Genomic DNA, 23856 nt, shown 5'->3' with positions numbered 1-23856 from the left:
TCAGGCCTCCAGGACGGAGAGGATCTTCGGGCCGAGGTCGGTGACGTCACCCGCCCCCATGGTGAGAACGAGATCACCCGGCTTCGCCATTCCGGCCAGCACCTCGGGAGCGGCGTCCTTGTCGTGGCAGGCCGTGACGTCCGCGCCGGCGGCGCGCGCCGCGTCGATGATCAGGGCGCTCGTCACGCCCGGGACCGGGTCCTCGCGGGCCGGGTAGATGTCCAGGACCACCGAGGCGTCGGCGAGGGCCAGGGACTGGCCCATCTCCTTGCCCAGCTCCTGGGTGCGGGAGAACAGGTGCGGCTGGAAGAGGACCACGATGCGCCGGTCCTCGCCCGCCGCCGCGCGCATGGCCTCGAGGTCCGCGGTCATCTCGGTGGGGTGGTGGGCGTAGGAGTCGATCACCTGGACGCCCGCGGCCTCGCCCTTCAGCTGCAGCCGGCGCTTGACGCCCGTGTACGACGCGATGGCCGGGGCCAGGTCGGCGGCCGGGACGCCGAGGGCCGCGCCCGCGGCCAGGGCGGCGACGGCGTTCAGGGCGTAGTGGCGGCCGGGGACGGAGACCGTGAAGGTCAGCTCCTCGCCGTCCAGGACCACCGTGACCTCGCTGGTCAGGCCCTTCGCCACGATGGACAGCACGCGGACGCCGGCGTCGGCCGCCTCGCCGTACGTCGTCACCTTCAGGTCGTCCGCGAGGCGCCGGCGCAGCTCGCGGGCGCCCTCGTGGTCGGCGGAGAGGATCAGCGTGCCGCCCGGGGTGATGCGGCGGGTGAAGGTCTCGAAGGAGTCGTGGATCTCGTCCATCGACGCGTAGTTCGCGTGATGGTCGAGCTCGACGTTGAGGATGATCGCGACCTCGGGGGCGTACTTGTGGAAGCTGCGGTCCGACTCGTCGGCCTCGGCGACGAAGATGTCACCGGCGCCGTGGTGGGCGTTCGAGCCGGGCTCGTCGAGGTCGCCGCCGATCGCGTACGACGGGTCGAGGCCCAGCGTGCGCAGGCTGACGCTCAGCATCGACGTCGTGGTCGTCTTGCCGTGCGTGCCGGCCACCGCGATCGGCCGCGCGTCCTCCATCAGCGCGGCCAGGGCGTCGGAGCGGTGGACGACGGGGATGCCGGCGGCCCGCGCGGCGGTCAGCTCGGGGTTGTCCTCGCGGATCGCGGAGGAGACGACGACGGCGGTGGTGGCCGGGTCGAGGTGGGCGGCGGCGTGGCCGATGTGGACCGTGGCCCCGTGGGCGCGCAGCGCCTCGGCGGTCGGCGAGTCCTTGGCGTCACTGCCCGCGACCTGGGCCCCACGCTGGGCGAGGATCTTCGCGATGCCGGACATTCCGGCGCCGCCGATGCCGATGAAGTGCGGGCGGGCCAGGGTGGGCGGGATCGCCGGTGACATGCGGTGCTCCTTGCCGGTAGGTCGTCGGGTCGATTCTTGCACTTCCGGTGCCCGGGACCGGCCGACGGCCGTCCGCCACCCCGGCGAGCCCCGGCCCGGCCGGGGGTCCGGGGGTCATCCCCCGGGAGAACGCAGCAGCCCCGTCGCCAGCCCCGCCGCGATCGCCGCCGTACGGCTGTCCACGCCCAGCTTGTCGTAGATGTGCACGAGATGCGTCTTCACCGTGGCCTCGCTGATGAACAGCCGCCGGGAGATCTGCCGGTTCGCCAGCCCCTCCGCCAGCAGCTGCAGGATCTCCGTCTCCCGTGGGGACAGCGAGGGGCCGCCCGTACGCAGCCGGCCCAGCAGGCGGGCCGCTATGGGCGGCGCCAGCACCGTCTCGCCGCGGGCCGCCGCGTGCACGGCGGCGAGGAGCTCCTCCGGCGGGGCGTCCTTCAGCAGATAGCCCGTGGCACCGGCCTCGACCGCGGCGAGGATGTCCGCGTCCGTGCTGTACGTCGTGAGGATCAGCACCGCTGGCGGGTCCGGCAGGGCCGTGATCCGCCGGGTCGCCTCCACCCCGTGCATGCCCGCGCCCATCTGCAGGTCCATCAGCACGACGTCCGGCCGCGGCCCGCCCTCCGTCAGCAGCCGCAGCGCCGCGGCGCCGTCGGCCGCCTCGCCGACGGCCTCGAGCTCCGCCAGATCGTCGACCATGGCGCGCAGCCCCCGTCGTACGACGGGATGGTCGTCCACCAGCAGGACCCGGATCACCGCTCACCGTCCAGGGGCAGCACCGCCGCCACCGCCGTGCCCTCGCCGGGCGCCGACTCCACGGTGAGCGTGCCGCCGAGCGCGGCGATCCGCTGGCGCATGCCGTGCAGGCCGAAGCGCCCGGCCCCGGCGGTGGCGGGGTCGAAACCGCACCCCTCGTCGTACACGTCGAGGGCCACCTGCCCGGCCAGGAACGACAGGGTGACCGTCGCGCGGTCGGCCCCGGAGTGGCGGGAGACGTTGGTCAGGGCCTCCTGGGTGAGCCGGAGCAGCGCGACCTCCGCCCCGACGGGCAGCGGAGCCGGCTCGCCCTCCACCCGGAAGGCGACGTCCAGCGGCGCCGCCGCGGCCACCCGCCGCAGCGCCTCGGGCAGCGGGGTGTCCGCGAGCGCGGGCGGCGTGAGCTCGTGGACGAAGCGGCGCGCCTCGTCGAGGTTGCCGGCGGCGGTCTCGCCGATCTCCGCCAGCCTCGCCCGTACGGCGCTCTCGTCGCCGGTCGCGGACATCCGCGACAGCAGCACGATGCTGGACAGGCCCTGGGCCAGGGTGTCGTGGATCTCGCGGGCCAGCCGCTGGCGCTCGGCGAGCTTGCCCGCCTCGCGCTGGGCGGCGGCCAGCTCGTCGCGGGTGCGGACGAGGTCGTCGATCAGCTGCTGGCGGGCCCTGCTCTCGCGGTAGAGCGCGGCGTAACCGACGGACATCAGCACGGCGACGGTGGCCCCGGCGGCCGGGCCGACGACCATCGCGGGCGTGAGCGGGCCGGGGGCGGCGGCCTGGGACGCGATCACGGCGAGCGTGGCGCCGGCGACGGCGGTCAGGGAGGGCAGGGGGCCGGGGAGGAGGTGGAGGTAGAGGAAGAAGAGGGGGAAGGCGAGGTAGGAGTAGGCGGGGTCGAGGGCGAGGAGCAGCAGCCACAGGGCGCTGACCGCCGCGAGCCACCCGAAAGCACCCGCGTGGGCCGAACGGACGTCGTCTCCGTCCCCGGCGGAGCGCCCCGCGGCCGGGCCGCCGTCCTCCCCGTGCCGCATCCCGCGTGCGCGCAGCACGCCTGCCGCGTACACGGCGCCCAGCACAGCGGCGGGCGCGAGCGTCCGCGCGTCCGAGGCGGCGGACTGGATCATGGCGATGACGAGCAGCGCCGCGAACGTGCCGTGGAGCGCGCCCCGCAGCAGCGGCTCGGCCTGCGACAGCCCCCGCGGATGCCGGTCCGGGCGAGGGCCCGCGACCGCCGCCCCACTCCCGGCACGGCGGTCGGCGCCGTCACCCGCACCGAGCGGGTTCCGCGCGGCGGCGTCGGGAAGGACATCGGGACTCACTCCATCGAGCGTACGGCCCGCCCATCCCGGCGGCGCTCCCCGCCGGCATCAACCGTTCGATGTATTTCCGGACCAGCCCCTTCCCTGATGGCGCCGGTCCGCGTTTCCCGGAGGGTGGAGGAAGTCGCCGCCGGACCCACAAGAAGGTCACCGCCGGACCCACAAGGAGGACCGTTGTTCGTCGCGCTCCGCGACATCCGCTTCGCCAAGGGGCGCTTCGCCCTGATGGGAGCGGTCGTCACGCTCATCACCACGCTGGTGGTCTTCCTGTACGGCCTCACCGGCGGCCTCGCCCGCGCCGCGTCCTCCGCGATCGCGGAGCTGCCGGCCGACTCGGTGGTCTTCGGGGCGCTGCCCGGCGCGGAGCCGGAGGTGTCGTTCAGCAACTCCACGGTCTCCGCCGGCCAGGAGTCGGCGTGGGCGCACGCGCCCGGGGTGCGCGGGGCGGAGCCCTTCGGCACCGCGATGACACGGATGACGGCGGGCAGCCGCGCGGAGTCGGTCAGCGTGATCGGGTCGGGCGCCGCGCTGCTGCCCCCGGTGAGCGAGGGCATCGCCCCGCGCGACGGGCAGGCGGCCGTCAGCAGCGGCCTGGCCAAGGAGCACGGTCTGCGGCCCGGGGACCGGATCACCCTGGGCACCGAGGAGCTGACGGTCTCCGCCGTCACGGCGGACCGCAGCTTCGGCCACGCGGGGACCGTCTGGACGAGCCTGCCGACCTGGCAGCGCATCAGCCACCAGGACCGGCCCACCGCCCTGGCCCTCACCGGTGGCGTTCCCGCCACGCCGGCGGCGGACGGCACCCGGGCGGTCGCGCTGGACGACGCGCTCGCCGGTATCAACGGCTACGCCGCCGAGCAGGGCAGCCTGCGGCTCATCCAGGGCTTCCTGTTCGCCGTGAGCGCCCTGGTGACCGGCGCCTTCTTCACGGTGTGGACGGTGCAGCGCAAGCCGGACATCGCCGTGCTGAAGGCGGTGGGCGCCGGGAGCGGCTACCTCGTCCGGGACGCCCTCGCCCAGGCCGCCGCCGTGCTGCTGCTCGGCGCCCTGCTCGGGGCGGCCGCGGGGGTGGCGGGCGGGGCCGTGGCCGGGCGCGCGGTGCCGTTCGCGCTGGGACCGGCGACCGCGGCCGTACCGGTCACCGCGATGGTGCTGCTCGGCCTCGCCGGGTCGGCCCTCGCCGTACGCCGCATCACCTCCGTCGACCCGCTGACCGCGCTGGGGGCGACGCGATGAGCCCGGAACGCCCCGCGACCACTGAACGCCTCACGACCGCCGCGCCGACCACCGACCCCCAAGGAGCACCCCGATGACCGCGGCACCCCTCGCCCTCGACGACGTCACCCTGACCTACCCCGACGGCGAAGGGCGGCTCACGGCCCTGGACCGGGTGGGGCTGGAGGTCGCGGCGGGCGAGATGGTCGCCGTCGTCGGGCCGTCCGGCTCGGGGAAGTCCAGCCTGCTCGCCGTCGCCGCGACGCTGCTGCGGCCGGACTCCGGCCGGGTGCTGGTGGCCGGCCGGGACACCGGGCCGATGGGGCGCCGGGAGCATGCCGCGCTGCGCCGGGCGGAGATCGGCATCGTGTTCCAGCAGGCGAACCTGCTGCCGTCGCTCACCGCGGTCGAACAGCTCCTCGTACTGGAGCATCTGAAGGGGCGCAGGCCCGGGGCCGCGCGGGGCCGGGCGCAGGAGCTGCTGGAGTCGCTGGGCCTCGCCGGCTCCAAGCAGCACCGCCGCCCGCACCAGTTGTCCGGTGGCGAGCGGCAGCGCGTGAACATCGCGCGTGCGCTGTTCGGCGGCCCGTCCGTGCTCCTGGTGGACGAGCCGACCTCCGCCCTCGACCACGACCGCGGTCAGCGGATAGCGCGCCTGCTGGGCGACGTGACCCGCCGGCACGGGACGGCGACGGTCCTGGTGACGCACGACGCCGACGTCGTCGGCCACTGCGACCGCCGGCTGGAGATGACCGACGGCCGGCTGGCGGAGGCAGCCGAGCAGCCGCTCACGGAAGCGATCGGCGGGCAGCTCACCGAGGCCGCCGAGCGCCCAGCCGGGTGACCCCGGCCCCCCTCAGTCGTTGTGCGCGAACAGCTTGAGCACCGGCACCCCCACCTTGTGCCGGGCGCGGGACGCCCAGTCCCGGTGGAAGAACTCCTCCACCAGATGGGGGGCGGTGAGGACGATGACCTCGTCCGCCTTGTTCTCGGCGACCGTCGTACGCAGGACGTCGAGCGGGTCGCCGTCCACGAGCCTGCCGTCGGCCTTGGCGCCCGCGTCCCGCAGGGACTTCAGCGAGTGCGCGAGCGCCGTCTCGGCGGGCGTGAGGGCCTCACTCCCCTCGGGGATGTCCCCCTCGTGGACGGCGTCGTCGAACTCGCCGAGGGCCACGTCGTCGAGCGCCCGCAGCAGCCGGTCCTGGTTGCCCCGGGGCTGCAGCAGTACGACGAAGGTCACCGGCTCGTCGCCGTGGAGGGTCGTCACCATCTCCACATCCACGGGGACCAGGGGCTTCTCGATCATCAGCACTGTGGTGAACACGAAGGTGCGCCCTCCATCCGTGCGGCCCTCCCCAACCGAGGGACCACTCCAGAAACGATCCTGCCGCTCTAGTCTGCCCAGCCCGATGGAAACGGAACGGGAGATTCCGCAGATTGTCAGATCCGACGGTAGCGGCTGAACAGAAACCCGGCCTCCTCCAGCAGCGACACCAGAGTGAACTCCTGCGGCACCGGGAAGGCCACCGCCCCGTGCATGACGCGCGGAGCGTCACCGACCGCGATGCGCGGCGAAAGAGTGAGGCAGAGCTCGTCGAGTACCCCGGCCGTGGCAAATGACGACAGCACGGTCGGCCCTCCCTCGGAGAGCATCCGCGTCAGCCCGCGCTCGCGCAGCGCCGCCACGGCGGCGGCGGGGTCCGCCCCGCGGTCCGCGCCGGCGAAGACCACCTCCGCTCCGGCCTTACGGGCCTCGGCCACCCGGTCCGCGGGTGCGCTCTCGCCCGTCAGGACGAGCGTGGGCGTCAGCGGTTCGGTGAACAGGGGCAGCGAGAAGTCGAGGTCCAGGCTGGCGCTGAGGACGGCGATCGCGGCGGCGGGTGCCTGGCCCTGGGCGCGCCGCTGCGCGGCGAACGCCTCCCGGGCGCGGGCCGGCCGGTAGCCCTCCTGGCGAACCGTTTCCGCACCGACGACCACGACGTCCGCCAGCGCGCGCAGCACACCGAAGATCCGCATGTCGGCGTCGCTGGACAGCGGCTGCGAACGGCCGCCGTGGTGGGCGGCGCCGTCGAGCGAGGACACCATGTTGGCGCGGAGCCAGCCCTCGGCCGCCGCCTCGGCCGGATAGGCGTACACCTCGGCGAGCTCCTCGGGGGTCCACTCCCACCCGTCGGGGTGAGCGGGGCCGGCAGGGTCGTCCTCGACTGGGAACAGGCGTCGCATAGACGGCAGTGTGGCATGCCCCACGTCGTACCGAGCCCCCAGGCACACGCCCGTACCATGTGTAGGTGCCATCCTCCGCGCCCTCGCCGATATCCACCGACACCGCCACCGGGACGCCCGCCGCCGAGACGCCCGGCGCCCTGTGCGAGCGCCGCCCGCAGGTTCCCGCGGAGCGTCTCGTCGCCGAGATGGTGCCGCCGCCCCGCTTCGACTCGGTGCGCTTCTCGACGTACGTCCCCGATCCCTCCCAGGCCAGCCAGGCGGACGCCGTGCGCGTCCTGTCGGACTTCGCGTCCGGACTCGGCGGCGGGGCCACGGCGGTGGGCGGCGGCGTCAAGCGGTGGTTCCGCAAGGCGCCCGCGGCGCCGGCCGGCCCGCGCGGGGTGTACCTCGACGGCGGCTACGGCGTCGGCAAGACCCACCTCCTCGCCTCGCTGTGGCACGCGACGCCCGCGGCGCCGGAGCTGAAGGCGTTCGGTACGTTCGTCGAGCTGACGAACCTGGTCGGGGCGCTCGGCTTCCAGCAGACGGTGGCGACGCTGAGCGGTCACCGGCTGCTGTGCATCGACGAGTTCGAGCTGGACGACCCGGGTGACACGGTGCTCGTGTCGACGCTGCTGGGGAAGCTGGTCGACGCCGGCGTGGCCCTCGCGGCGACGTCCAACACGCTGCCGGGCAAGCTCGGCGAGGGCCGCTTCGCGGCGGCGGACTTCCTGCGTGAGATACAGGGGCTGGCGGCGCACTTCCGGCCGCTGCGCATCGACGGCGAGGACTACCGCCACCGGGGCCTGCCGGCCGCGCCCGCCCCCTTCTCCGCCGAGGAGGTCACCCGGGTGGCGTACGCGACGCCCGGCGCGACGCTGGACGCGTTCCCCGCGCTGCTGGAGCACCTCGCGTCGGTGCACCCGAGCCGGTACGGGGCGATGACGGACTCCGTCCGCGCGGTGTGCCTCACCGGCGTCACGCCGGTACGGGACCAGGCCACGGCGCTGCGGCTGGTGGTCCTGGCGGACCGGCTGTACGACCGGGAGGTCCCGGTGGTGGCCTCGGGCGTCCCGTTCGACGAGGTGTTCCCGCCGGACATGCTCGCGGGCGGCTACCGCAAGAAGTACTTCCGCGCCATCTCCCGCCTCACGGCCCTGGCCCGCGACGCCCAGCCCCTCACGACCGCCGCGGGCCGGTAACGGCCCCGGCCCGCGGGCTCACGGCGTCACCAGCATGGCCATCATTCCGATCGCCAGGCAGAGCCGGCACCCGGCCGCCAGCACGGGCTGCCACCGCCGGGCGCCGTCGCCGCCGGACAGCACGAGCCGTACACCCGTACGCAGGGCATAGCCCGCGAAGTACGCGAGCAGTGCCCCCGTCACCGCCGGCAGACCGGCCCGGCTGTGCTCCCCGGGGGCCGTCGGCAGCGCCATGTACGCCATGGCCAGCGCGCCCACCGCATGGTGGGGATGCGCTGCCGCGCGCAGCAGCGTCCGCACCGCCTCCGCGCCGAAGACCACCGCGCACACCCCCGCCGCCCAACCGCCGTGACCGCCGTGGCCACCGACGGGCAGCGCCATCAGGGCCATGCCCAGGCCCATCACCGCGTCGTGGCCGGCCGCACGGCGCTGTGCGGCGGAGGCGCGCGCCCTCGCGTACAGGCAGTACCCGCCCGCACTCGCGCACAGGACGACCAGCAGCCAGCCCGGGAGCGGGGATCCGTGCATCGGGACCGGGTTACGAGCAGCAGCCGGAAGCGCCCGGACGGGCCCGCGTGCTGCCGAGGTCGTCGTCGTGGCCGGCGGCGAGCCGCGCCCACTGCGCGGTCGGCCGTCCTTCCGCACGGAACTGGTCGCCGTCCGTCCCGTAGCGCTGCGGCCAGCCGGCCGGGGAGTCCTCCCAGGTCTCCTGCCGTCCGTGGACCGTCATGTCGAGGATGCCGTAGGAGGGGGCCATGGGTTCGACGCCGCGGCCGGTGGTCCAGTACGTCTCGAAGACCCGGTCGCCGTCCCGGAGGTAGCACGCCTTCATGCCGAAGTGGCGGCCCGCGACGAGTCCCTCCAGCGACTCCTCGGGCACGGAGTACCAGGGCAGCTCCCAGCCCATGAAGCGGCGGTAGCGGTCGGACTCGTCGAAGGGGCCCTGGCAGAAGACGGCGAAGGTGACGTCGCGCTGGTGCAGGTAGGACAGCTCGCGGACCTGGCCGGTGAAGAAGGTGCAGCCCTCGCACTGGCCGGCGGCGCCGTGCCCGTCGTGCCACATGTGGTACGAGACGAACAGCTGGGAGCGGTCCTCGAAGACGTCGATGAGCGGGACGCGGCCCTCGGCTCCGACGACTGGAACCGAGGGGTCCACCTCGGTCATCGGCAGTCGGCGCCGTGCGGCGGCGATGGCGTCACCCTCGCGGGTGTGCGCCTTCTCCCGGGTACGCAGGGTGCCGACAGCGGCCAGCCATTCCTCGCGCGGGAGGACGGGGGGCGTGTTCATGTTGTTCACAGCAGTCATGACCCGTACCGACCCGGCGGCGCGCGGAAACTCATCGCGGCGGCCCGAAGAGGAACCCGAAGAGGAACCCGAAGAGGAACCTGAAGAGGAACCCGAAGAGCAAGCGCACGAGCACCGCCGGCCGGTGGAAACCGCACGGCTCACGCGGAGCACCACCGCACGCCCCGTTCACATGACGTTCACCGGATGATAGACACGAGGCCGCACATCTCCTGTCCGCCAACAGGAAGTTGACCCGTCTGATGACTTCACGACGCGAACTCCTCGCCCGGACCGGCGCGGCCGGTGTGGGAATCGCCTTCGCCGGCGCCCTGAGCGAACTCTTCACCGGAAGCGCCGCCGCGACGCAGTCCATGGGCCGGGGCACCGGCTACGGCCCCCTCGTAACGGACCCCGCGGGCGTCCTCGACCTGCCGGAAGGTTTCAGCTACCGGATCCTCTCCCGCACCGGCGACCCCCTCCGCTCCGGCGAGGGCGTCGTCCCGGAGCGCTGCGACGGCATGGCCGCGTTCGCCGCCCGCCACGGCGGCGTGGACCTCGTCCGCAACCACGAGAACCGCACGACGGCGGCCCTCAAGGTGCCCACCGTGGAGGGCCTGACCTACGACCCCGCAGGCGGCGGAGGCTGCACCGCGATCCACCTCGACCGCGCCGGCAACGTGACCGGCGAGCACGTCGCCATCGCCGGCACCGCGGTGAACTGCGCCGGCGGCCCGTCCCTCTGGGGCACCTGGCTGACCTGCGAGGAGACCGAGGACAAGGCCGGCATGAACGGCCACACCAAGGACCACGGCTTCGTCTTCGAGGTGCACGCCTCCGACCCGCACAAGACGGGCGCCGTACCGCTGAAGGCGATGGGCCGCTTCCAGCACGAGGCGGTGGCCATCGACCCGCGCAACGGCGTGGTGTACGAGACCGAGGACGCCTTCTCCTTCCCCTTCGGCCTGTTCTACCGCTTCCTGCCCGCCAAGCCGCTCGGCGGCGTGGGCTCCCTCCAGGCCGGCGGCACGCTGCAGGCGATGCGCGTGCCGGGCGTCGCCGACCTGTCGTCCGTCACGGAGACCGGCCGGGTCTTCCACGACATCGAGTGGGTCGACGTACCGGACCCGCTGGCCGTCCAGACGTCCATCCGCAACCAGGACTTCGGCCCCAAGGGCATCACCCACGGCCAGAAGCTGGAGGGCTGCTACTGGGGCGGCCGCAGCGTGTACTTCGTCTGCAGCTTCGCCCGCACCCAGGACGGCTCCGCGGCCACCCACCACGGCCAGGTGTGGCGCTACGACCCGGGCTCCCGGACGCTCACCCTGGTGATCGTCTTCGGCCCGGACACGGACCCGCAGAACGTCGGCGACGAGCCGGACAACATCGCCCTCGCCCCCGGCGGCGGGCTGATGCTCTGCGAGGACAGCAACGGCGAGCAGCACGTCTTCGGCCTCACCCGGCGCGGCGAGATCTACCCGATGGCCCGCAACCGCCAGAACATCGGCTCCGCGGAGGCGCCGGAGTACGGCGAGTTCGCGGGCGTCACCTTCTCGCCGGACGGCGACACGATGTACGTCAACTGCTACACGCCCGGCACGACCTTCGCGATCACCGGCCCCTGGGACGGCTGACCCGGGCCGGGGCGACGGGCCCGCCCCCGCACGACGCGAGCGCCTCCCCTCCGGTCCGCACCGGCGGGGAGGCTCCGCGGGGGCTCGCCCCTTCGGCGTAACCGCGTCGCCCATGCGACGGCACTCGCGCAGCCACACCCCGTAAATCCCATTAGTCGTATTTACGCTCCGGAGCATGATCCGAATCCGGAGCGCCCTCCCCCTCCTCGCCGCCGCCACCCTGCTGACCGGTTGCGCCGGTACGACCCCCGCTCACCCCGAGCGGCCGAAGGCCGAGACGGCCGGCAAGGCCGAACAAGCCGCCAAGGCACCCCCGCAGGCACCCCGGGCCGCGGGCGGGCTGACGCCCGTGTGGAAGCACGGCCCCCGCGGCACCAAGCTGGTCGCGCTGACCTTCGACGCCGACATGATGTCCACGCAGACCGAGCGGGCCGCGGGCGGCGAGCGGTTCGACAACCCCGAGCTGATCGCCACCCTGCGCCGGCTGAAGGTCCCCTCCACGGTCTTCATGACCGGCGCCTGGGCCGACCAGTACCCCGGCCAGGCGCGCTCCATCGGCCGCGACCCGCTCTTCGAGGTCGCCAACCACTCGTACAGCCACCACGCCTTCACCACCCCCTGCTACGGCCTGCCCGCCGTAGCCCCGGAGGCCATGCGCGCGGACGTCGACCGCGCCTTCACCGCCTTCCGCAAGGCGGGCGTCCCGCATCCGGTGCCGTACTTCCGCTTCCCCGGCGGCTGTTACAACCCGGCCGCACTGAAGGCGATCGCACCGACCGGTGTGACGGCCGTGCAGTGGGACGTGGAGAGCGGTGACGCGTTCGCGACCGACGCGGACGCCGTCGCCGAGCAGGTGCTGGCGGGCGTGCGGCCGGGATCGGTGGTGGTGATGCACTGCACGACCAGCGCGGCGCCGGTGACGGAGACCGCGGTCCGCCGGATCGTCCCGGAACTGCGCGAGCGCGGCTACCGGTTCGTCAAGGTGTCGGAGCTGATGGAGCCCGCACCGGCCGCGGGACGCCGCCCGTAGCCCGGCCGCCGGGACTGACGTAACGTGCCCCTCACGCCCTCCGGCGGTCGTCGAGGCGCCGGCCGGGCGCCCGACCACGAGGGGCCCCGGGTGCCGACCATCGACTGGACGGAAGACCGCACCGCGCGTTCCGCGGCCTGGCACGCCGAGAGCGCCGCCCCGCCGCCCCGCCGGGTGGTCGTCGCCGACGACCGGACGCGGGCCGCCACCGCCTACCGGCTGGCCTGCGAGGGAACGGCCCTGCTGTGGCGGGGCGACTACCACAACGGGCGCCGGCTGCTGCAGGCCGTCGCCCGCCGCGTCGACGGCCGCACACCCCCGCCGCCCGCCGACCCGGCCGCCGCCTTCCACCTGCACCGCAGGGCCCGCGGCCACCGCGCCAGGGTGCTCGGCAGGCTGCTCGTCCTGCTGGACGGCCGGCACACGCTCGACCTGCGCAGGGCCCCCGACGTGCGGCAGGCGTGCGACGAGGCGTACGGGCCGCCCGAGGGGCCGGTGGCGGTCCCGCTCACCGAGCTGCTCGGGGTCGTCGGGGCCCACCAGTGGCGCCTGAAGGGGGTGGAGGTGCCGGCCCTGGGCGCCAGGATCCACCCGCACTACGGCGTCTTCTCGCCCGTCCGCGGCGAGTACGTCGACCTGGTCGCCCGCGCCCCGCTGCCCGGGTCCCCGGGCCACGCCTTCGACCTCGGTACGGGCACGGGGGTGCTGGCCGCCGTGCTGGCCCGGCGGGGCCTCGGACGGATCACGGCGACCGACGCCAGTCCCCGGGCCCTGGCCTGCGCCCGGGACAACGTCCGCCGCCTCGGCCTCTCCGGCCGGATAGCGGTCACGGGCCCCGCCCTCTTCCCCGGCGGCGGGGGCCGGGCCGGGCTCGTCGTCTGCAACCCGCCCTGGTTACCGGCCCGTCCGGCCTCCGGCCTCGACCGAGGCGTCTACGATCCGGACGGCACGATGCTCCGCGACTTCCTCGCGGGCCTCGCCGGGCGTCTCGAACCGGGCGGCGAGGGCTGGCTCGTCCTGTCCGACCTGGCCGAGCGCCTGGGGCTGCGGACCCGCGAGCAGCTGCTGACGCTGATCGGTGCGGGCGGTCTGCGCGTGACCGGCAGACTCGACACCAGGCCCCGCCATCCGCGCGCGGCCGACACGGCCGACCCCCTGCACGCCGCCCGCGCGGGCGAGGTCACCTCCCTGTGGCGGCTCGCGGCGGACCCGGCCGCCGCCTCACCCCCGCCGCCGGCTCACCGCACAGGCGGCGGCGACGGCCGCGGCGGCCACGGCGGCGGACAGGGCCAGGGACAGCAGCGGTAGCCGTACCGTGCCCTGCTGCGACGCCTCCGTCAGGCCCGAGACCGCGGCGTTGGCCGGCGACACCCCGGCGACCAGCACCGCGACGGCGCCCGCCAGCATGGCCGGGACGGAGCGGGCCGGGCTGCGCAGGACGGGGCGGTTGGCGAGGGCGCCGACGGCGATCCCGAGCAGCGCGCAGGCGGCCGCGGCGGTGAGCCCGGCGGCGGCCGCCGGGGCGGCGCCGAGGGCCGGGCCGTCGCCGTAGCCGCGCAGATCGCTGACCGCCAGGGTGACCGCCGTCCCCGCCACGGCCAGCACGAGGGAGGCGGCCGACGCCGCCAGCACGGCCGCCAGATGCGTCCGCCCGGCCCCGCGCGCCGCGGCGGCGCAGGCACGGGCGGCGTCGGGCTCGGCGGTGACGCAGACGCGTACCAGCCAGGCGGCGCTGGGGGTCAGCGCGGCGGCGGCGAAGCCGAGGGAGTCCAGGGCGGGTTCGCCGCCGCGGATGCCGACGGCGAGGATCGCGGCGTACAGCACGACGGGGGCGATCCAGCGGTGGCCGCGCACGAGCAGGGCCCACTGGTAGCGGACCAGGGCCGTCATCGGTCTTCTCCCTCGGTGTGTCCGCGGCTCACCGAGCGGATGCTCCACGGCGGTTCGGACTGCAGCAGGGCGCGCAGGACGTCGTCGGCGCGGGCCTCGGGGACGGTGAGGCGTACGCCGTCGGCGTGGCGGTCCGCGCGGAGGTGCGGCGGGAGCGGCGCGCCGTCGGGGTTGGTGGCCGTGATCACGGCGTACGGCGGGAGCGGCGCGCCGTCCGGCCCGGTGGCCGTGATCACCGCGTACTCTTCGCCGCCCGCGGCCGCCTCGACGGACCCCGCCGCGACCCGCCACCGACGCGCCCCGGGCAGCCGCCGCGGGTCGTGGTCGACGAACACCACCGTCGAGCCCCGGTCGGCGAGTTCACCGGCCGCCTCGTCGAGCACGTCGCGGGCGGGGGCGTCCAGCCCCGTCCACGCCTCGTCCAGCACCAGCAGACCCGGCGCCGCCATCAGCGCCTGCGCCACGGCGACCTTCTGGCAGGAGCCCTTCGACAGCTCCGCCAGCGGCGTCGAGGCGAACCCGCCCGCCCCGAACCGCTCCAGCCACTCCCCCGCCCGCCGCCGCGCCTCGGGCCCGCGCAGCCCGTGCACCCGCCCCAGGTGCTCGAGATAGCCGTGCGCGGTGAACGGCAGCCCGCTCGCCGGGAAGCGCTCGGGCACGTACGCGGTGCGGTCGGGGCGGCCGGTGATCCGGCCGGTGCTGGGCGCCTCGATACCGGCGAGCAGGCGCAGCAGCGTCGACTTGCCGCTGCCGTTGCCGCCGTCGACGCGCACCAGCCCGCCCCGGGGCAGGGTGAGGGACACCCCCCGCAGGACCCAGGGCCCGCGCAGCCCGTAGCGCCGCCCCACCTCGTCGAGCCTCATACGGCCCGACGGTAGCGGACCGCGGATCAGTGCGCGGCGGCGGTCGGCCTCGCCTCGCTCGGCCGTACGATCACGAAGCCCTCGCCGTCCAGCCGCAGCTGCACCGCCTCGCCGGAGCCGCCGCGCAGCATCGAGCCGAAGGACTGCGAGCGGTGCAGCGAGGTCTGCAGCTGCGCGCTCCAGCCGACGACGGCGTCGGTGTCGACGAAGACCGGGTACTGCGGCGACACGGGGATCACCACGGGCGTGCCCTCGCAGATCACGGCGAGCCTGCCCTGGCCGGTGAAGACGCTGTTGAACAGCCCGCCGCCGACCATGCCGGCGCCCTTCACCATCTTGATCTCGTACGCCAGGGTGGGATCGAAGCACAGCACGTTGCGGCCGTTGACGGTGAGCGCGTCGCCGGGGGCCATGTCGATGATGAAGCAGTTCGCGGCCTCGTGCGCGAACCACGCCTCGCCCTGCCCCCGTACGGACATCAGGGCCAGCCCCTCGCCCGTCACGGCCCGCTTCAGGAACTGGCCCGCGCCCTGGCCCTTCTTCTCGAACTGCAGATTCCCGCGGAAGGCGATCATCGATCCCTGGCGGGCGAGCGCCTCGCCGTTCACGGCGTACTTGACGCACTTGGCGTTCTGGAGGGTCATCCCCGCGGCCGTCGCCGGCTCGGCCATGTGTTCCTTGGCGAATATGTCGCTATGCATGGCGGGATCGTCCGCCGGAACCACCGCCTCCGCCAAGACCGCCGCGGTGTGCCGGGTCGCCCGCCCCGCGCCGCCACCGGGCGACCTGGCAGACTGGCGGCGATGACCAGCACCGATGCCTCCAGCCCCTTCCGCGACGGCAGGTCCGAGCGGGACGAGAAGCCGCAGTACGTCCTCCCCCTCGTCGTACGGATCGAGAAGGGCGCTCCGCCCGCCCGCACCGACGCCCTCGAGACGGCGGCGCGCGCCGTGCTGACGTTCCTCGACGACGAGCGGGTCAGCGACGAGGACGGCGCGTGGGCGCGGGCGGTCCGCGACTGGGAGGACGCCCGGATCCGCAAGGTCGTACGGCGGGCGCGGGGCGCCGAGTGGCGGCGGGCCGGGGCGCTGCCCGGTGTCACGCTCACCGGCAAGGCGGCCGAGGTGCGGGTCTTCCCGCCCGTGCCGCTGGACGGCTGGCCGAAGGACCTGGCGAAGCTGCAGGTCTCCGGCACGGAGCTGGACGACCCGGAGGAGCCGCCCGCCCCCGAGCCGGGCACGCCGGTGCTGTGGACGGCGCCGGGCCTCGCGATGTCCGCCGGCAAGACGATGGCGCAGGCCGGTCACGGGGCGCAGCTGGCGTGGTGGGAGCTGGACGACGCCGAGCGCGCGGCCTGGCGGGCGACGGGTTTCGCGCTGGCGGTGCGCACCGCGGATCCGGCCCGGTGGGAGGAGCTGACCCGCAGCGGGCTGCCCGTGGTCCGCGACGCGGGCTTCACGGAGATCGCACCGGGCAGCTGCACCGTGGTCGCGGACCATCCGGCGCTGCGCGGCCGCTGACGCCCCGGCGGCCGGTGCACCGGCGTGGCCGTGACCGGGCCCCTACCGCGCCGTGCCGGAGCACCGACCGGGCCGTGCCGGAGCCCCGACCGGGCCCCCGCCGTGGTGCCACGGCGGGGGCCCGCCCCCGTTGCCCCGCCTACGCCGGGTTGTCGGCGTGGGTGAGGGTCTCCCAGGCGATGTAGTGGTTCTCGGTGCCCTGCGGGCGGTGGGCGAGCGTGTACTGCTCGGTGTTGCTCATGCCGATGCCCAGCCGGTTGTGCAGGGCGTTGAAGCCGACCTCCGTGATCGGGCCGAGGCCCTTGTTGACGCTGCCGCCGCACAGCCAGCTGGGGACGGCCTCGCCGTTCTCGTACTTGGTGTGGAAGCCGTACGCGTGCCGCATCCGCTCCGCGAGCTGCGGCCACAGGTCCTGACCCTGGATCCGGGTGGTCTCGGCGACGTGGCCGATGGAGGAGATGCCGTAGCCGGTGTGGCCGAAGTCGCGGCACGTCTCCTGGGCCACGCCGTTGACGAAGGTGGTCTGGTCGTACCAGTAGCCGACCAGCTCGGAGTACGTGTCGATGGAGGAGCGCGGCGGGTACTTCGGCTGCGCGCCGTCGGCGGTGTTGTAGACGTAGGCGGGGACGCGGCCGAGGAAGATGCCCATCGCCTTGTCGTAACTGGTGCGGTCCTCCAGGTGGATGGAGATGCCGATGGCGGCCTCCATCATGATCAGCTCCCAGTTGCCGTTCTTGCTCGGGGCGCCGTTGATGATCTCGGGGAGGTAGACGTCGCGCAGCATGGTCGCGAACCGGCCGGAGTTGGACCAGGTGCCGGTGTACGTGTACTTGATGATCTCGGCGGCGCGCGGCCACACCGAGCCGGCCCAGCCGGTCTGGAGCGGGGCGTTGCTGTTGGTGTGGTCGGTGATGACGGCCGACCAGGCGTCCATGATCTGGATGGCCTTGGTGGCGTAGCGGCTGTCCCGGGTGATGTACCAGGCGAGGGCGTCGCTGTAGGCGGCGATGGCGTCCTCGCGCTCGTCGGAGCAGCCGTAGTTGGGGTTGGAGTACGAACCGCACTCCACGACCGACCGGGGCTTGGGCGTACGGGACAGGGACGCGTACGAGCTCGCGGTCATCTGGTCCCAGGCGGCCTTCCAGGGCTGCTCGCCCGCGTTCACCTTGGTGCGTACGAAGTCCAGCTGGGGCTTGCTGACCAGCACGCCGGGATGGGCGAACGTGGCGGGTGCGGCGGCGGCGCGGTCGCCGGCGCCCGGCACGGCGCCCGCTCCGGCGAGCAGGGTGGCGAGCAGGGCCAGGACGGCGAGCAGGATGGTTCGGGGTCTTGCCACGGCGCGACCTCCATCACATACGTGAACCGGGGACGGGGATGTGGACCTGGGTCGGAAGGTATAGACCAGCCATGTCCGCGTCAAGCGCGACGGTGCGATTCCGCACCTCGCCCCGAATCTCCTTGTCGCACGCCCCGCACCCGCGTTCTAATCGGCCGATGAGCACCGCGATCGTGATCCGTGAAGCCGTCCTGTCCGACACCGAGGCGGTACGCGCCGTGGGCCTCGCCGCCTGGCCGCCCACGTACACGCCCCTCGCGGGCGCGGAGTACGTGGAGAAGTGCCTGGCGGTGTGGTGGTCGTCCGAGTCCACGGCGCGGGGCATCGCCGCCGGGAACGTGCTGGTCGCCGAGGACGGCGACCGGATCGTCGGGATGGCGGGGCTCGGCGACAAGGACGGGGTCCCCGTCCTGTGGAAGCTGTACGTCCTGCCGTCGCACCACGGCGGCGGCGTCGGCTCGGCGTTGATGACGGCGGTCGTGGACCGCGTGAAGTCCTCCGGCGCGGACCGGCTCCGCCTCGAGTACATGGCCGGCAACGACCGCGCCGCCGCGTTCTACGCGGCCAGGGGCTTCACGGAGATCGGCCGGGTGCCGGACGCGGCGCACCCGGAGTTGCCGGAGGACGTGTGGATGGAGCTCGTGCTCTGAGGTTCCGGGCGTTGTCAGTGGGCGCCTCTAGGCTCCTGCCATGCTGACCGGAGTACTGATCGCCGAAAGCCTGCTGCCCGGCCGTGAGTTGGCCGGCGTACCGCTGCGGCTCGACCGCCTGTGGCGCACAGCCGCCCCGGGCGCCACGGACGCGCAGCCGGGCGAGTGGACACTGCTGGCGTTCTCGGCCGAGGACGCGGCGGCCGACGCGCTGGCGTCCGCGCTGGCGGACTGCCTCCGCCCGGAGGGCGGCTGGTACGCCAACTTCAACACGCCGCACCGGGCGTACGTGGTGTTCGCGGGGAAGACCTTCGCCTACGGGCGCGGCGACGGGGCGGGCCGCGCGGAGGCGGCGGCGTACGCGCGGTCGGTGGGGGTGCCGGAGGGGCAACTGGACTGGGAGGACTGAGGGACGGCTGCCCTCGGCCCGCGGCCCCCCGCTATCCCCGCGTCCGGTCGACGCGCACGACCGCCACGCCCGTGTCCAGGTCGACGCGGGTCCTGCGCGGGGGCGCGCCGTCCTCCTCGTCGTCCCGCATGACCAGCGAGCTGCGCTTGTGCTCCAGCTCACTCGCCTTGCCGGGCGAGAGCGTGGCATGCAGCAGCTCGAACCCGGTCGAGGACACCTGCCCCCGCGAACCCGCCTTCCGCCAGGGCAACAGCCCCGCCCGCCCGGCCCGCAGCAGGATCTGGTCGACGGCGGCGGCCAGGGTGAGGGCTATGACGAGCCCCGGCAGGGTCATGAAGAAGACAAAGGCCATGCCGGCCAGCATGCCACGCCGCCTCACCCGGCGGCGTGGCCGCCGGGGCCGGGCTTGGAGGGGGCGGGGGGCCGGTTTGGAGGGCGGGGGGCGCGGCCCGGCAGGGCAAGGGGCGGCCGCCCGGCAGGGCGACGGGCGGCGCGGCCCGGCAGGGCGACGGGCGGCGGCTCGGCGGGGCACGGCCTGCTCGGGCCCAGACCCGGCTGGGCGCCGCCCGCGGGGCCGTGCCGAATTGGACCCGGGCCCGGCGGGGCGCCGCCCGCAGGGCCGTGCCGAATTGGACCCGGGCCCGGCGGGGCAACGGCGACGGGCGGCCCAGCAGGGCGAGGGGCGGCGGCTCGGCGGGGCACGGCCTACTTGGGCCCAGACCCGGCGTCGCACCGCCCGCGGGGCCCTGCCGGATTGAACCCGGGCCCGGTGGGGCGAGGGGCGGCGCGCCCGGCGGGGCACGGGCGGCGCGGCCCGGCAGGGCACGGCCTGCTTGGGCCCAGACCCGGCGGGGTGCCGCCCGCGGGGCCCTGCCGGGCCTGGGCCCAACCCGGCGGGACGCGACCGGCGGAGCCGTGTCGGATTGGATCCGGGCCCGGCGGGGCGCGCCCCGGTGGCGCGGGGCGGACCGCTGCCCGGACCTGGGCGCACGGCCCGTTACCCAGGGCCCCGGGCCGCTACGGGACCAGGACGAGCCGCCCGCGTACGCCGCCGCGTGTGAGGCGCTCGTGTGCGTCCGCGGCGCGTTCCAGCGGGAGGGTGTCCGCCACCCGAAGCGTCAGCACGCCCTTGTCCGCCAGCGCCGCCAGCTCGCCCAGCCGCGCGCCGTCGGCGTACACCTGCGTCAGGTGCACCGTGGCCGCGCGCAGCGGCAGCAGGATGTCCAGCGGCCGCACCTTCACGTACTGACCGCGCGGGCGCAACGCCCGCAGCACCGGCCCGCCGAGCGCCGCCGCGTCCAGCACCCCGTGCACCCCGCCCGGTGCGAACGCCCGCACCGACGCGACCAGATCGGCGTCCCGCGGCACGAACTCCGCCGCCCCGAGCCCCCGTACGAGCGCCTCGTCCGCCGCCGACGCCTGCGCCACGACCCGCAGCCCGCGCTCCTTCGCCGCCAGCTCCACGGCGTAGCCGCCGACAGCGCCCGCCGCACCGGTGACCAGCAGCGTCTGCCCGGGCTCGAGCGCCAGCAGGTCCAGCGACTGGTCGGCGGTGAGGGCGTTGAGCGGCAGGGTCGCCGCGTGCACCGCGTCGGTGTTCCGCGGCGCGGGAGCCACCGCGAACTCGTCCACCACCAGGTACTCGGCATACGCCCCGAGCGACTGGTCGAACCGGTCCGACAGAGCGACCACCCGGTCGCCGGCCGCGAAGCCCGTGACGCCCTCGCCGACCGCGTCGACGACGCCGGCCGCGTCCCAGCCGATCCCGTACCGCGGCTGGTCCACCAGCCCCATCCCGGCGAAGACGCCCGCCCGCATCGCCGTGTCCACGGGGTTCACCGCGGCGGCCTCGACCCGCAACCGCACCTGGAGGGGCCCCGGTTCGGGGATCTCCGCCTCGATGATCCGCAGCGACTCCGGACCGCCCGGCTCGGTCACCACAACAGCTCGCATCGTCCCGCTCCCTCACGAAGGTTTCGTAGAAGATCTCTTCCTCCACGAACCTAGAGGGCGCTACTCTCTCCCAGTAAGTAGGCACCTGAAAGTGCGTAGCACACGCCCGGGAGAGCCCCCATGCCCACGATGACCGCCGCCGAGCGCCGCGACGAGGCCCGCGCGGCCTACGACGCCTTCCTCGCCGTCTGCCCCTCCCACCAACTGCTGTCCCGTATCGCCGACAAGTGGACCGCGCTGATCGTCTCCGCCCTCGCCGACGGCCCGCTGCGTTACGGCGAACTGGCGCGCCGGATCGCCAGCATCAGCCAGAAGATGCTCACCCAGAACCTCCGCGCGCTGGAGCGCGACGGCGTCGTCTCCCGCACGGTCACGCCGGAGGTCCCGGTCCGGGTCGACTACGAACTGACGGACGTCGGCCGCGACCTGCTCCCGGTCCTCGTGGCGATCAAGTCCTGGGCCGAGACCCACATCGAGGGCATCCTCACCTCCCGCGAGACGTACGATCGCCAGGCGGCGTCGACGACGTGACCGGACGGGTCCGGCCGGCCGCGCGCCGCCCGCAACCTCAAATTTGCCTCTGAACAACCCGGTCGACGGTTCGAAGCGAACCGGACTGGCCATCATGTGTCCACGCGAACGAGCGTGACAGGGGGAGGTGGTCCGCGTGGCACAACCGCTGGGGACGGGAATCGGCTGGCGGCCGGAGATCGCCGGGGAGATCGGGGAGCTGTCCGGCATCGACTGGGTCGAGGTCGTGGCCGAGAACGTCTGCCCGGACCATCTCCCCGACGCGCTCGGGCGCCTGCGCGCCCGGGGCGTCACCGTCGTCCCGCACGGCGTGGGCCTGGGCCTCGGCGGCGCCGACCGGCCCGACCCGGGCCGGCTGGTGGCGCTGGCCGAGCGGGCCGAGGCGCTGGGGGCGCCGCTGGTCACGGAGCACATCGCGTTCGTCCGCGCGGGCGGACCGCTGACCGCGTCGCCTCGGCTGGAGGCCGGCCATCTGCTGCCCGTGCCGCGCACCCGGGACGCGCTGGACGTGCTCTGCGCCAACGTCCGCATGGCCCAGGACGCGCTGCCGGTGCCGCTGGCGCTGGAGAACATCGCGGCGCTGTTCGCCTGGCCGGACGAGGAGTTCACGGAGGGCCAGTTCCTGGCCGAGCTGGTGGAGCGTACGGGCGTGAGGCTGCTGATCGACGTCGCCAACCTCCACACCAACCACGTCAACCGCGGCGAGGACCCGGCCCGCGCGCTGGACGAACTGCCGCTGGAGGCCCTGGCGTACGTCCATGTGGCCGGCGGCTTCGTGCGCGACGGCGTGTGGCACGACAGCCACGCGCACCCGGTACCGCAGGCAGTGCTCGACGTGCTGGGCGAGCTGTGCGCGCGTACGGTCCCGCCCGGGGTGCTGCTGGAGCGCGACGAGAACTTCCCGCCGCCCGGCGAACTGGCCGCGGAGCTGGCGTCGATCGGCGCGGTGGTCGCGGCAGCCGGGACGGGCGGGGCCGCCGGAACGGCTGGGATGGCTGTGGCCAGGGAGGCCAAGGGGGTCGCCCATGTCTGACACGGGGGTGCGGATGAGCGAGAGGGTCCGGACGGACGGTGAGGAGGAGGCGGCGGCGCTCGCCGCCGCGCGCCAGCGGCTGGCACTGCGGCAGACCGCGCTGCTGTCGGCGCTGGTGGCGGGCACGCCGCCGCCGGAGGGCTTCGACGGGACCCGGCTGCGGGTGCAGTCGCGGGCCCTGGCGGCGAAGCGGGCGGACGTCATCGCCAAGGTGGCGCCGGAGCTGCCGCGGATCCTTGGCGCGGACTACCGGCGCGCGTATCTGGAGTACGCCGCCCGTCATCCGCTGACCGGGGGCTACCGGCAGGACGCACTGGCCTTCGCCCGGCATCTGCTGGACACGGGGCGGCCCGCCGACCCGGCGGCGCGGCGCGAGCTGCGCGTGTGGTGGCGGGACCGGGTCGGCCCCGCCCCGCACCGGCTGCGGGAGCTCCTGCGACGCGCGCGCGGCGCGCTGCGGCGGGGGTGACCGGTGCTGCTGGTGTTCGTACTGCTGCTCATCCTGGCGGCGTTCGTCTGGTTCGGGGTGGAGTCCGTGCGCTTCCGGATGGCGTCGCGCGGCGGCTGGGACTGGTCGCCGACGGACGTCCTCCAGGCGGCGTTCCTCGCGGGCGGCCCGGGCCGGGTCGTCGACACGGTGCTGGCCGCGATGCACGAGGACGGCCGGATCCGGGTCACGGACCTCGGCCAGGTCGAGGTGGTCCGCGCGGTCGCCCAGGAGCCGGTCGAGCGGGCGGTGCTGGCCGCCGTCGGCGAGGCGTGGTCGGCGCCGCTGCCCGCGGTGCGGGAGGCGGTCATGCGGCATCCCGCGGTGCAGGAGATCGGGGACGCGCTGGCGGCGGCCGGTCTGCTGCGTGACCCCCAGGCGCTGCGGCGCTGGAACCGCGCGGGCCGGGTGTTCACCGGGGTGGTCGTGGTCCTCACCGGTGTGTGCGGCCTCGCCTCGGTCATGGGCGGCGTGTGGGAGCTCTTCCCGGCGGCCTTCGCGGCGTTCTTCGCGCTGATCCTCGGCTGGGTCATCTTCGCGCCACCCGGCGGCCGCACGACGTCCGCGGGCCGCGAGGCGCTGCGCGGGCTGCGGGCGCGCAACCCGTGGGCCGCGCCCGGTGCGGTCGCCTCCGGCGCTTCGACGGCGGCGCTCGTGGCCCTCGAGGGCCCGGACCCCCTCCTCGACCCGGTCCTACGATCCCAACTCACGTCCCTCGACCGCACCCCGTCGACCACGCCGTCCTTCACCTCATCCTCGTCGACGGACGCGTCGCACACCCCGTCGTGGTGCGGCACGGGAAGCTCCTCGTGCGGCGGCTCCTCGTGCGGCTCCTCGTCCGGAGGCGGCTCCTCCTGCGGAGGCGGCTCCTCCTGCGGAGGCGGCAGCAGCACGTAAGACCTCCGCCCGGTCACCGCAGCATCGGCGCTGCGCGCCTCGTCCTCAAACGCCGGACAGGCTGGGGGTAGGGCTCTCACCGTGTTGCCTGGTGACGGCAGCGTCGGCGCTGCGCGCCTCGGCCTTGTACGCGGAACGGGGCGATTCAAGCCCGTCCGGCGTCTGAGGACGAGCGCCGCCAAACTTCGCGAAGTACTCGGCCAGCGGCTGGTAGGCGTCCGGCCTGAGCTCCCCGCCGATCATGGAGTCGGTCGT

At 74.8% G+C, this 23856-nt stretch carries 26 protein-coding genes and 1 pseudogene; 13 read left to right on the top strand and 14 right to left on the bottom strand.

Features of this window, described 5'->3' with window-relative positions; all coding sequences use genetic code 11:
- From murC to AB0M28_RS28760, 3 genes are all read right to left on the bottom strand, one after another.
- On the bottom strand, window positions 1-1392 hold the full coding sequence (murC, locus tag AB0M28_RS28770) for a UDP-N-acetylmuramate--L-alanine ligase (protein WP_365411157.1): 1392 nt from the start codon (window positions 1390-1392) through the stop codon (window positions 1-3).
- Between the two features lie 114 nt (window positions 1393-1506).
- Window positions 1507-2088, bottom strand: coding sequence for a response regulator transcription factor (locus tag AB0M28_RS28765; protein WP_365411194.1), 582 nt, complete (start codon window positions 2086-2088; stop codon window positions 1507-1509).
- A 53-nt stretch (window positions 2089-2141) separates the two neighbouring features.
- Entirely contained in the window at window positions 2142-3461 is a 1320-nt protein-coding gene (locus tag AB0M28_RS28760; RefSeq protein ID WP_365411154.1) for a sensor histidine kinase, read from the bottom strand.
- 174 nt (window positions 3462-3635) lie between these two features.
- Between AB0M28_RS28760 and AB0M28_RS28755 the strand changes: the two genes are divergently transcribed.
- Entirely contained in the window at window positions 3636-4697 is a 1062-nt protein-coding gene (locus AB0M28_RS28755) for an ABC transporter permease (RefSeq protein ID WP_365411151.1), read from the top strand.
- Window positions 4698-4770: 73 nt separating this feature from the next.
- Window positions 4771-5520, top strand: a complete 750-nt coding sequence (locus tag AB0M28_RS28750) for an ABC transporter ATP-binding protein (RefSeq protein WP_365411148.1) — start codon at window positions 4771-4773, stop codon at window positions 5518-5520.
- Window positions 5521-5532: 12 nt separating this feature from the next.
- Here AB0M28_RS28750 and AB0M28_RS28745 read toward each other — a convergent pair whose 3' ends face one another.
- Both AB0M28_RS28745 and AB0M28_RS28740 read right to left on the bottom strand, forming a co-directional pair.
- Entirely contained in the window at window positions 5533-6000 is a 468-nt protein-coding gene (locus tag AB0M28_RS28745; RefSeq protein ID WP_365411145.1) for an indole-3-glycerol phosphate synthase, read from the bottom strand.
- 116 nt (window positions 6001-6116) lie between these two features.
- Window positions 6117-6899: a pyrimidine reductase family protein gene (locus AB0M28_RS28740; RefSeq protein ID WP_365411142.1), complete on the bottom strand. Its 783-nt coding sequence runs from the start codon at window positions 6897-6899 to the stop codon at window positions 6117-6119.
- Window positions 6900-6988: 89 nt separating this feature from the next.
- On the opposite strand from AB0M28_RS28740, the gene zapE reads away from it, so the two are divergent.
- Window positions 6989-8083 carry a cell division protein ZapE gene (gene zapE / locus AB0M28_RS28735; RefSeq protein WP_365411191.1) on the top strand — a complete coding sequence of 365 codons (1095 nt, stop codon included), beginning with the start codon at window positions 6989-6991 and terminating at the stop codon, window positions 8081-8083.
- A gap of 18 nt (window positions 8084-8101) precedes the next feature.
- Here zapE and AB0M28_RS28730 read toward each other — a convergent pair whose 3' ends face one another.
- A complete protein-coding gene (locus AB0M28_RS28730; RefSeq protein WP_365411139.1) occupies window positions 8102-8611 on the bottom strand; it encodes a DUF5134 domain-containing protein in 510 nt (169 codons plus the stop codon).
- 10 nt (window positions 8612-8621) lie between these two features.
- Entirely contained in the window at window positions 8622-9389 is a 768-nt protein-coding gene (locus AB0M28_RS28725) for a DUF899 family protein (protein ID WP_365411136.1), read from the bottom strand.
- Here AB0M28_RS28725 and AB0M28_RS28720 point away from each other — a divergent pair.
- From AB0M28_RS28720 to AB0M28_RS28705, 4 genes are all read left to right on the top strand, one after another.
- Window positions 9388-9579: a hypothetical protein gene (locus AB0M28_RS28720; protein ID WP_365411133.1), complete on the top strand. Its 192-nt coding sequence runs from the start codon at window positions 9388-9390 to the stop codon at window positions 9577-9579. The genes AB0M28_RS28725 and AB0M28_RS28720 overlap by 2 nt on opposite strands.
- 52 nt (window positions 9580-9631) lie before the next feature.
- Complete coding sequence (locus AB0M28_RS28715; RefSeq protein WP_365411130.1) at window positions 9632-11002, top strand: alkaline phosphatase PhoX; 1371 nt, start codon at window positions 9632-9634, stop codon at window positions 11000-11002.
- Window positions 11003-11177: 175 nt separating this feature from the next.
- Window positions 11178-12032, top strand: a complete 855-nt coding sequence (locus AB0M28_RS28710) for a polysaccharide deacetylase family protein (protein ID WP_365411127.1) — start codon at window positions 11178-11180, stop codon at window positions 12030-12032.
- A gap of 90 nt (window positions 12033-12122) precedes the next feature.
- Window positions 12123-13340, top strand: coding sequence for a class I SAM-dependent methyltransferase (locus AB0M28_RS28705; protein WP_365411124.1), 1218 nt, complete (start codon window positions 12123-12125; stop codon window positions 13338-13340).
- Here the strand turns inward: AB0M28_RS28705 and AB0M28_RS28700 are convergent.
- Genes AB0M28_RS28700 through AB0M28_RS28690 form a run of 3 tightly spaced genes read right to left on the bottom strand, consistent with a single transcriptional unit; the run spans window position 13254 to window position 15486 of the window.
- A complete protein-coding gene (locus tag AB0M28_RS28700) occupies window positions 13254-13922 on the bottom strand; it encodes an ABC transporter (RefSeq protein WP_365411121.1) in 669 nt (222 codons plus the stop codon). The two genes, AB0M28_RS28705 and AB0M28_RS28700, sit on opposite strands and share 87 nt — an antisense overlap.
- Complete coding sequence (locus tag AB0M28_RS28695) at window positions 13919-14785, bottom strand: ATP-binding cassette domain-containing protein (RefSeq protein ID WP_365411118.1); 867 nt, start codon at window positions 14783-14785, stop codon at window positions 13919-13921. Before AB0M28_RS28695 ends, AB0M28_RS28700 begins: the two co-directional genes overlap by 4 nt.
- Window positions 14786-14811: 26 nt before the next feature.
- Window positions 14812-15486 carry an AIM24 family protein gene (locus tag AB0M28_RS28690; protein WP_365411115.1) on the bottom strand — a complete coding sequence of 225 codons (675 nt, stop codon included), beginning with the start codon at window positions 15484-15486 and terminating at the stop codon, window positions 14812-14814.
- Between the two features lie 102 nt (window positions 15487-15588).
- Between AB0M28_RS28690 and AB0M28_RS28685 the strand changes: the two genes are divergently transcribed.
- Window positions 15589-16305, top strand: a complete 717-nt coding sequence (locus tag AB0M28_RS28685) for an aminoacyl-tRNA hydrolase (protein WP_365411112.1) — start codon at window positions 15589-15591, stop codon at window positions 16303-16305.
- 139 nt (window positions 16306-16444) lie between these two features.
- On the opposite strand, the gene AB0M28_RS28680 is transcribed toward AB0M28_RS28685, so the two are convergent.
- A complete protein-coding gene (locus AB0M28_RS28680; RefSeq protein WP_365411109.1) occupies window positions 16445-17641 on the bottom strand; it encodes an alginate lyase family protein in 1197 nt (398 codons plus the stop codon).
- Window positions 17642-17799: 158 nt separating this feature from the next.
- Here AB0M28_RS28680 and AB0M28_RS28675 point away from each other — a divergent pair, with 158 nt between their 5' ends.
- Window positions 17800-18291 carry a GNAT family N-acetyltransferase gene (locus tag AB0M28_RS28675; protein ID WP_365411106.1) on the top strand — a complete coding sequence of 164 codons (492 nt, stop codon included), beginning with the start codon at window positions 17800-17802 and terminating at the stop codon, window positions 18289-18291.
- Window positions 18292-18331: 40 nt separating this feature from the next.
- Entirely contained in the window at window positions 18332-18700 is a 369-nt protein-coding gene (locus AB0M28_RS28670; protein WP_365411103.1) for a hypothetical protein, read from the top strand.
- Between the two features lie 31 nt (window positions 18701-18731).
- Here AB0M28_RS28670 and AB0M28_RS28665 read toward each other — a convergent pair whose 3' ends face one another.
- Together AB0M28_RS28665 and AB0M28_RS28660 are read right to left on the bottom strand one after the other, a co-directional pair.
- Window positions 18732-19052: a DUF6191 domain-containing protein gene (locus AB0M28_RS28665; RefSeq protein WP_365411100.1), complete on the bottom strand. Its 321-nt coding sequence runs from the start codon at window positions 19050-19052 to the stop codon at window positions 18732-18734.
- A gap of 665 nt (window positions 19053-19717) precedes the next feature.
- Window positions 19718-20653 (bottom strand): NADP-dependent oxidoreductase, encoded by a 936-nt coding sequence (locus AB0M28_RS28660; RefSeq protein WP_365411097.1) that lies wholly within the window; start codon window positions 20651-20653, stop codon window positions 19718-19720.
- Window positions 20654-20773: 120 nt separating this feature from the next.
- Here AB0M28_RS28660 and AB0M28_RS28655 point away from each other — a divergent pair, with 120 nt between their 5' ends.
- From AB0M28_RS28655 to AB0M28_RS28645, 3 genes and pseudogenes are all read left to right on the top strand, one after another.
- Entirely contained in the window at window positions 20774-21184 is a 411-nt protein-coding gene (locus AB0M28_RS28655) for a helix-turn-helix domain-containing protein (RefSeq protein ID WP_365411094.1), read from the top strand.
- 136 nt (window positions 21185-21320) lie between these two features.
- Window positions 21321-22686, top strand: a pseudogene (locus AB0M28_RS28650) (DUF692 domain-containing protein).
- A 3-nt stretch (window positions 22687-22689) separates the two neighbouring features.
- On the top strand, window positions 22690-23601 hold the full coding sequence (locus AB0M28_RS28645) for a TIGR04222 domain-containing membrane protein (RefSeq protein WP_365411091.1): 912 nt from the start codon (window positions 22690-22692) through the stop codon (window positions 23599-23601).
- 45 nt (window positions 23602-23646) lie between these two features.
- On the opposite strand, the gene AB0M28_RS28640 is transcribed toward AB0M28_RS28645, so the two are convergent.
- A partial coding sequence (locus tag AB0M28_RS28640; RefSeq protein WP_365411088.1) for a hypothetical protein occupies window positions 23647-23856 on the bottom strand: 210 nt, incomplete at its 5' end.

The sequence above is a fragment of the Streptomyces sp. NPDC051940 genome, assembly GCF_040680895.1.
Lineage (GTDB): Bacteria > Actinomycetota > Actinomycetes > Streptomycetales > Streptomycetaceae > Streptomyces.
The sequence above is the reverse complement of the archived record's forward strand: the minus strand, read 5'-3'. Positions and strand labels throughout refer to the sequence as shown.

Excerpts from the sequence above, each read along its gene's own strand:
- murC (WP_365411157.1), bottom strand. The coding sequence starts at position 1,392 with ATGTCACCGGCGATCCCGCCCACCCTGGCCCGCCCGCACTTCATCGGC.
- AB0M28_RS28765 (WP_365411194.1), bottom strand. The coding sequence starts at position 2,088 with ATGGTCGACGATCTGGCGGAGCTCGAGGCCGTCGGCGAGGCGGCCGAC.
- AB0M28_RS28750 (WP_365411148.1), top strand. The coding sequence starts at position 4,771 with ATGACCGCGGCACCCCTCGCCCTCGACGACGTCACCCTGACCTACCCC.
- AB0M28_RS28740 (WP_365411142.1), bottom strand. The coding sequence starts at position 6,899 with ATGCGACGCCTGTTCCCAGTCGAGGACGACCCTGCCGGCCCCGCTCAC.
- AB0M28_RS28730 (WP_365411139.1), bottom strand. The coding sequence starts at position 8,611 with ATGCACGGATCCCCGCTCCCGGGCTGGCTGCTGGTCGTCCTGTGCGCG.
- AB0M28_RS28720 (WP_365411133.1), top strand. The coding sequence starts at position 9,388 with ATGACCCGTACCGACCCGGCGGCGCGCGGAAACTCATCGCGGCGGCCC.
- AB0M28_RS28725 (WP_365411136.1), bottom strand. The coding sequence starts at position 9,389 with ATGACTGCTGTGAACAACATGAACACGCCCCCCGTCCTCCCGCGCGAG.
- AB0M28_RS28715 (WP_365411130.1), top strand. The coding sequence starts at position 9,632 with ATGACTTCACGACGCGAACTCCTCGCCCGGACCGGCGCGGCCGGTGTG.
- AB0M28_RS28710 (WP_365411127.1), top strand. The coding sequence starts at position 11,178 with ATGATCCGAATCCGGAGCGCCCTCCCCCTCCTCGCCGCCGCCACCCTG.
- AB0M28_RS28700 (WP_365411121.1), bottom strand. The coding sequence starts at position 13,922 with ATGACGGCCCTGGTCCGCTACCAGTGGGCCCTGCTCGTGCGCGGCCAC.
- AB0M28_RS28695 (WP_365411118.1), bottom strand. The coding sequence starts at position 14,785 with ATGAGGCTCGACGAGGTGGGGCGGCGCTACGGGCTGCGCGGGCCCTGG.
- AB0M28_RS28690 (WP_365411115.1), bottom strand. The coding sequence starts at position 15,486 with ATGCATAGCGACATATTCGCCAAGGAACACATGGCCGAGCCGGCGACG.
- AB0M28_RS28685 (WP_365411112.1), top strand. The coding sequence starts at position 15,589 with ATGACCAGCACCGATGCCTCCAGCCCCTTCCGCGACGGCAGGTCCGAG.
- AB0M28_RS28675 (WP_365411106.1), top strand. The coding sequence starts at position 17,800 with ATGAGCACCGCGATCGTGATCCGTGAAGCCGTCCTGTCCGACACCGAG.
- AB0M28_RS28670 (WP_365411103.1), top strand. The coding sequence starts at position 18,332 with ATGCTGACCGGAGTACTGATCGCCGAAAGCCTGCTGCCCGGCCGTGAG.
- AB0M28_RS28665 (WP_365411100.1), bottom strand. The coding sequence starts at position 19,052 with ATGGCCTTTGTCTTCTTCATGACCCTGCCGGGGCTCGTCATAGCCCTC.
- AB0M28_RS28660 (WP_365411097.1), bottom strand. The coding sequence starts at position 20,653 with ATGCGAGCTGTTGTGGTGACCGAGCCGGGCGGTCCGGAGTCGCTGCGG.
- AB0M28_RS28655 (WP_365411094.1), top strand. The coding sequence starts at position 20,774 with ATGCCCACGATGACCGCCGCCGAGCGCCGCGACGAGGCCCGCGCGGCC.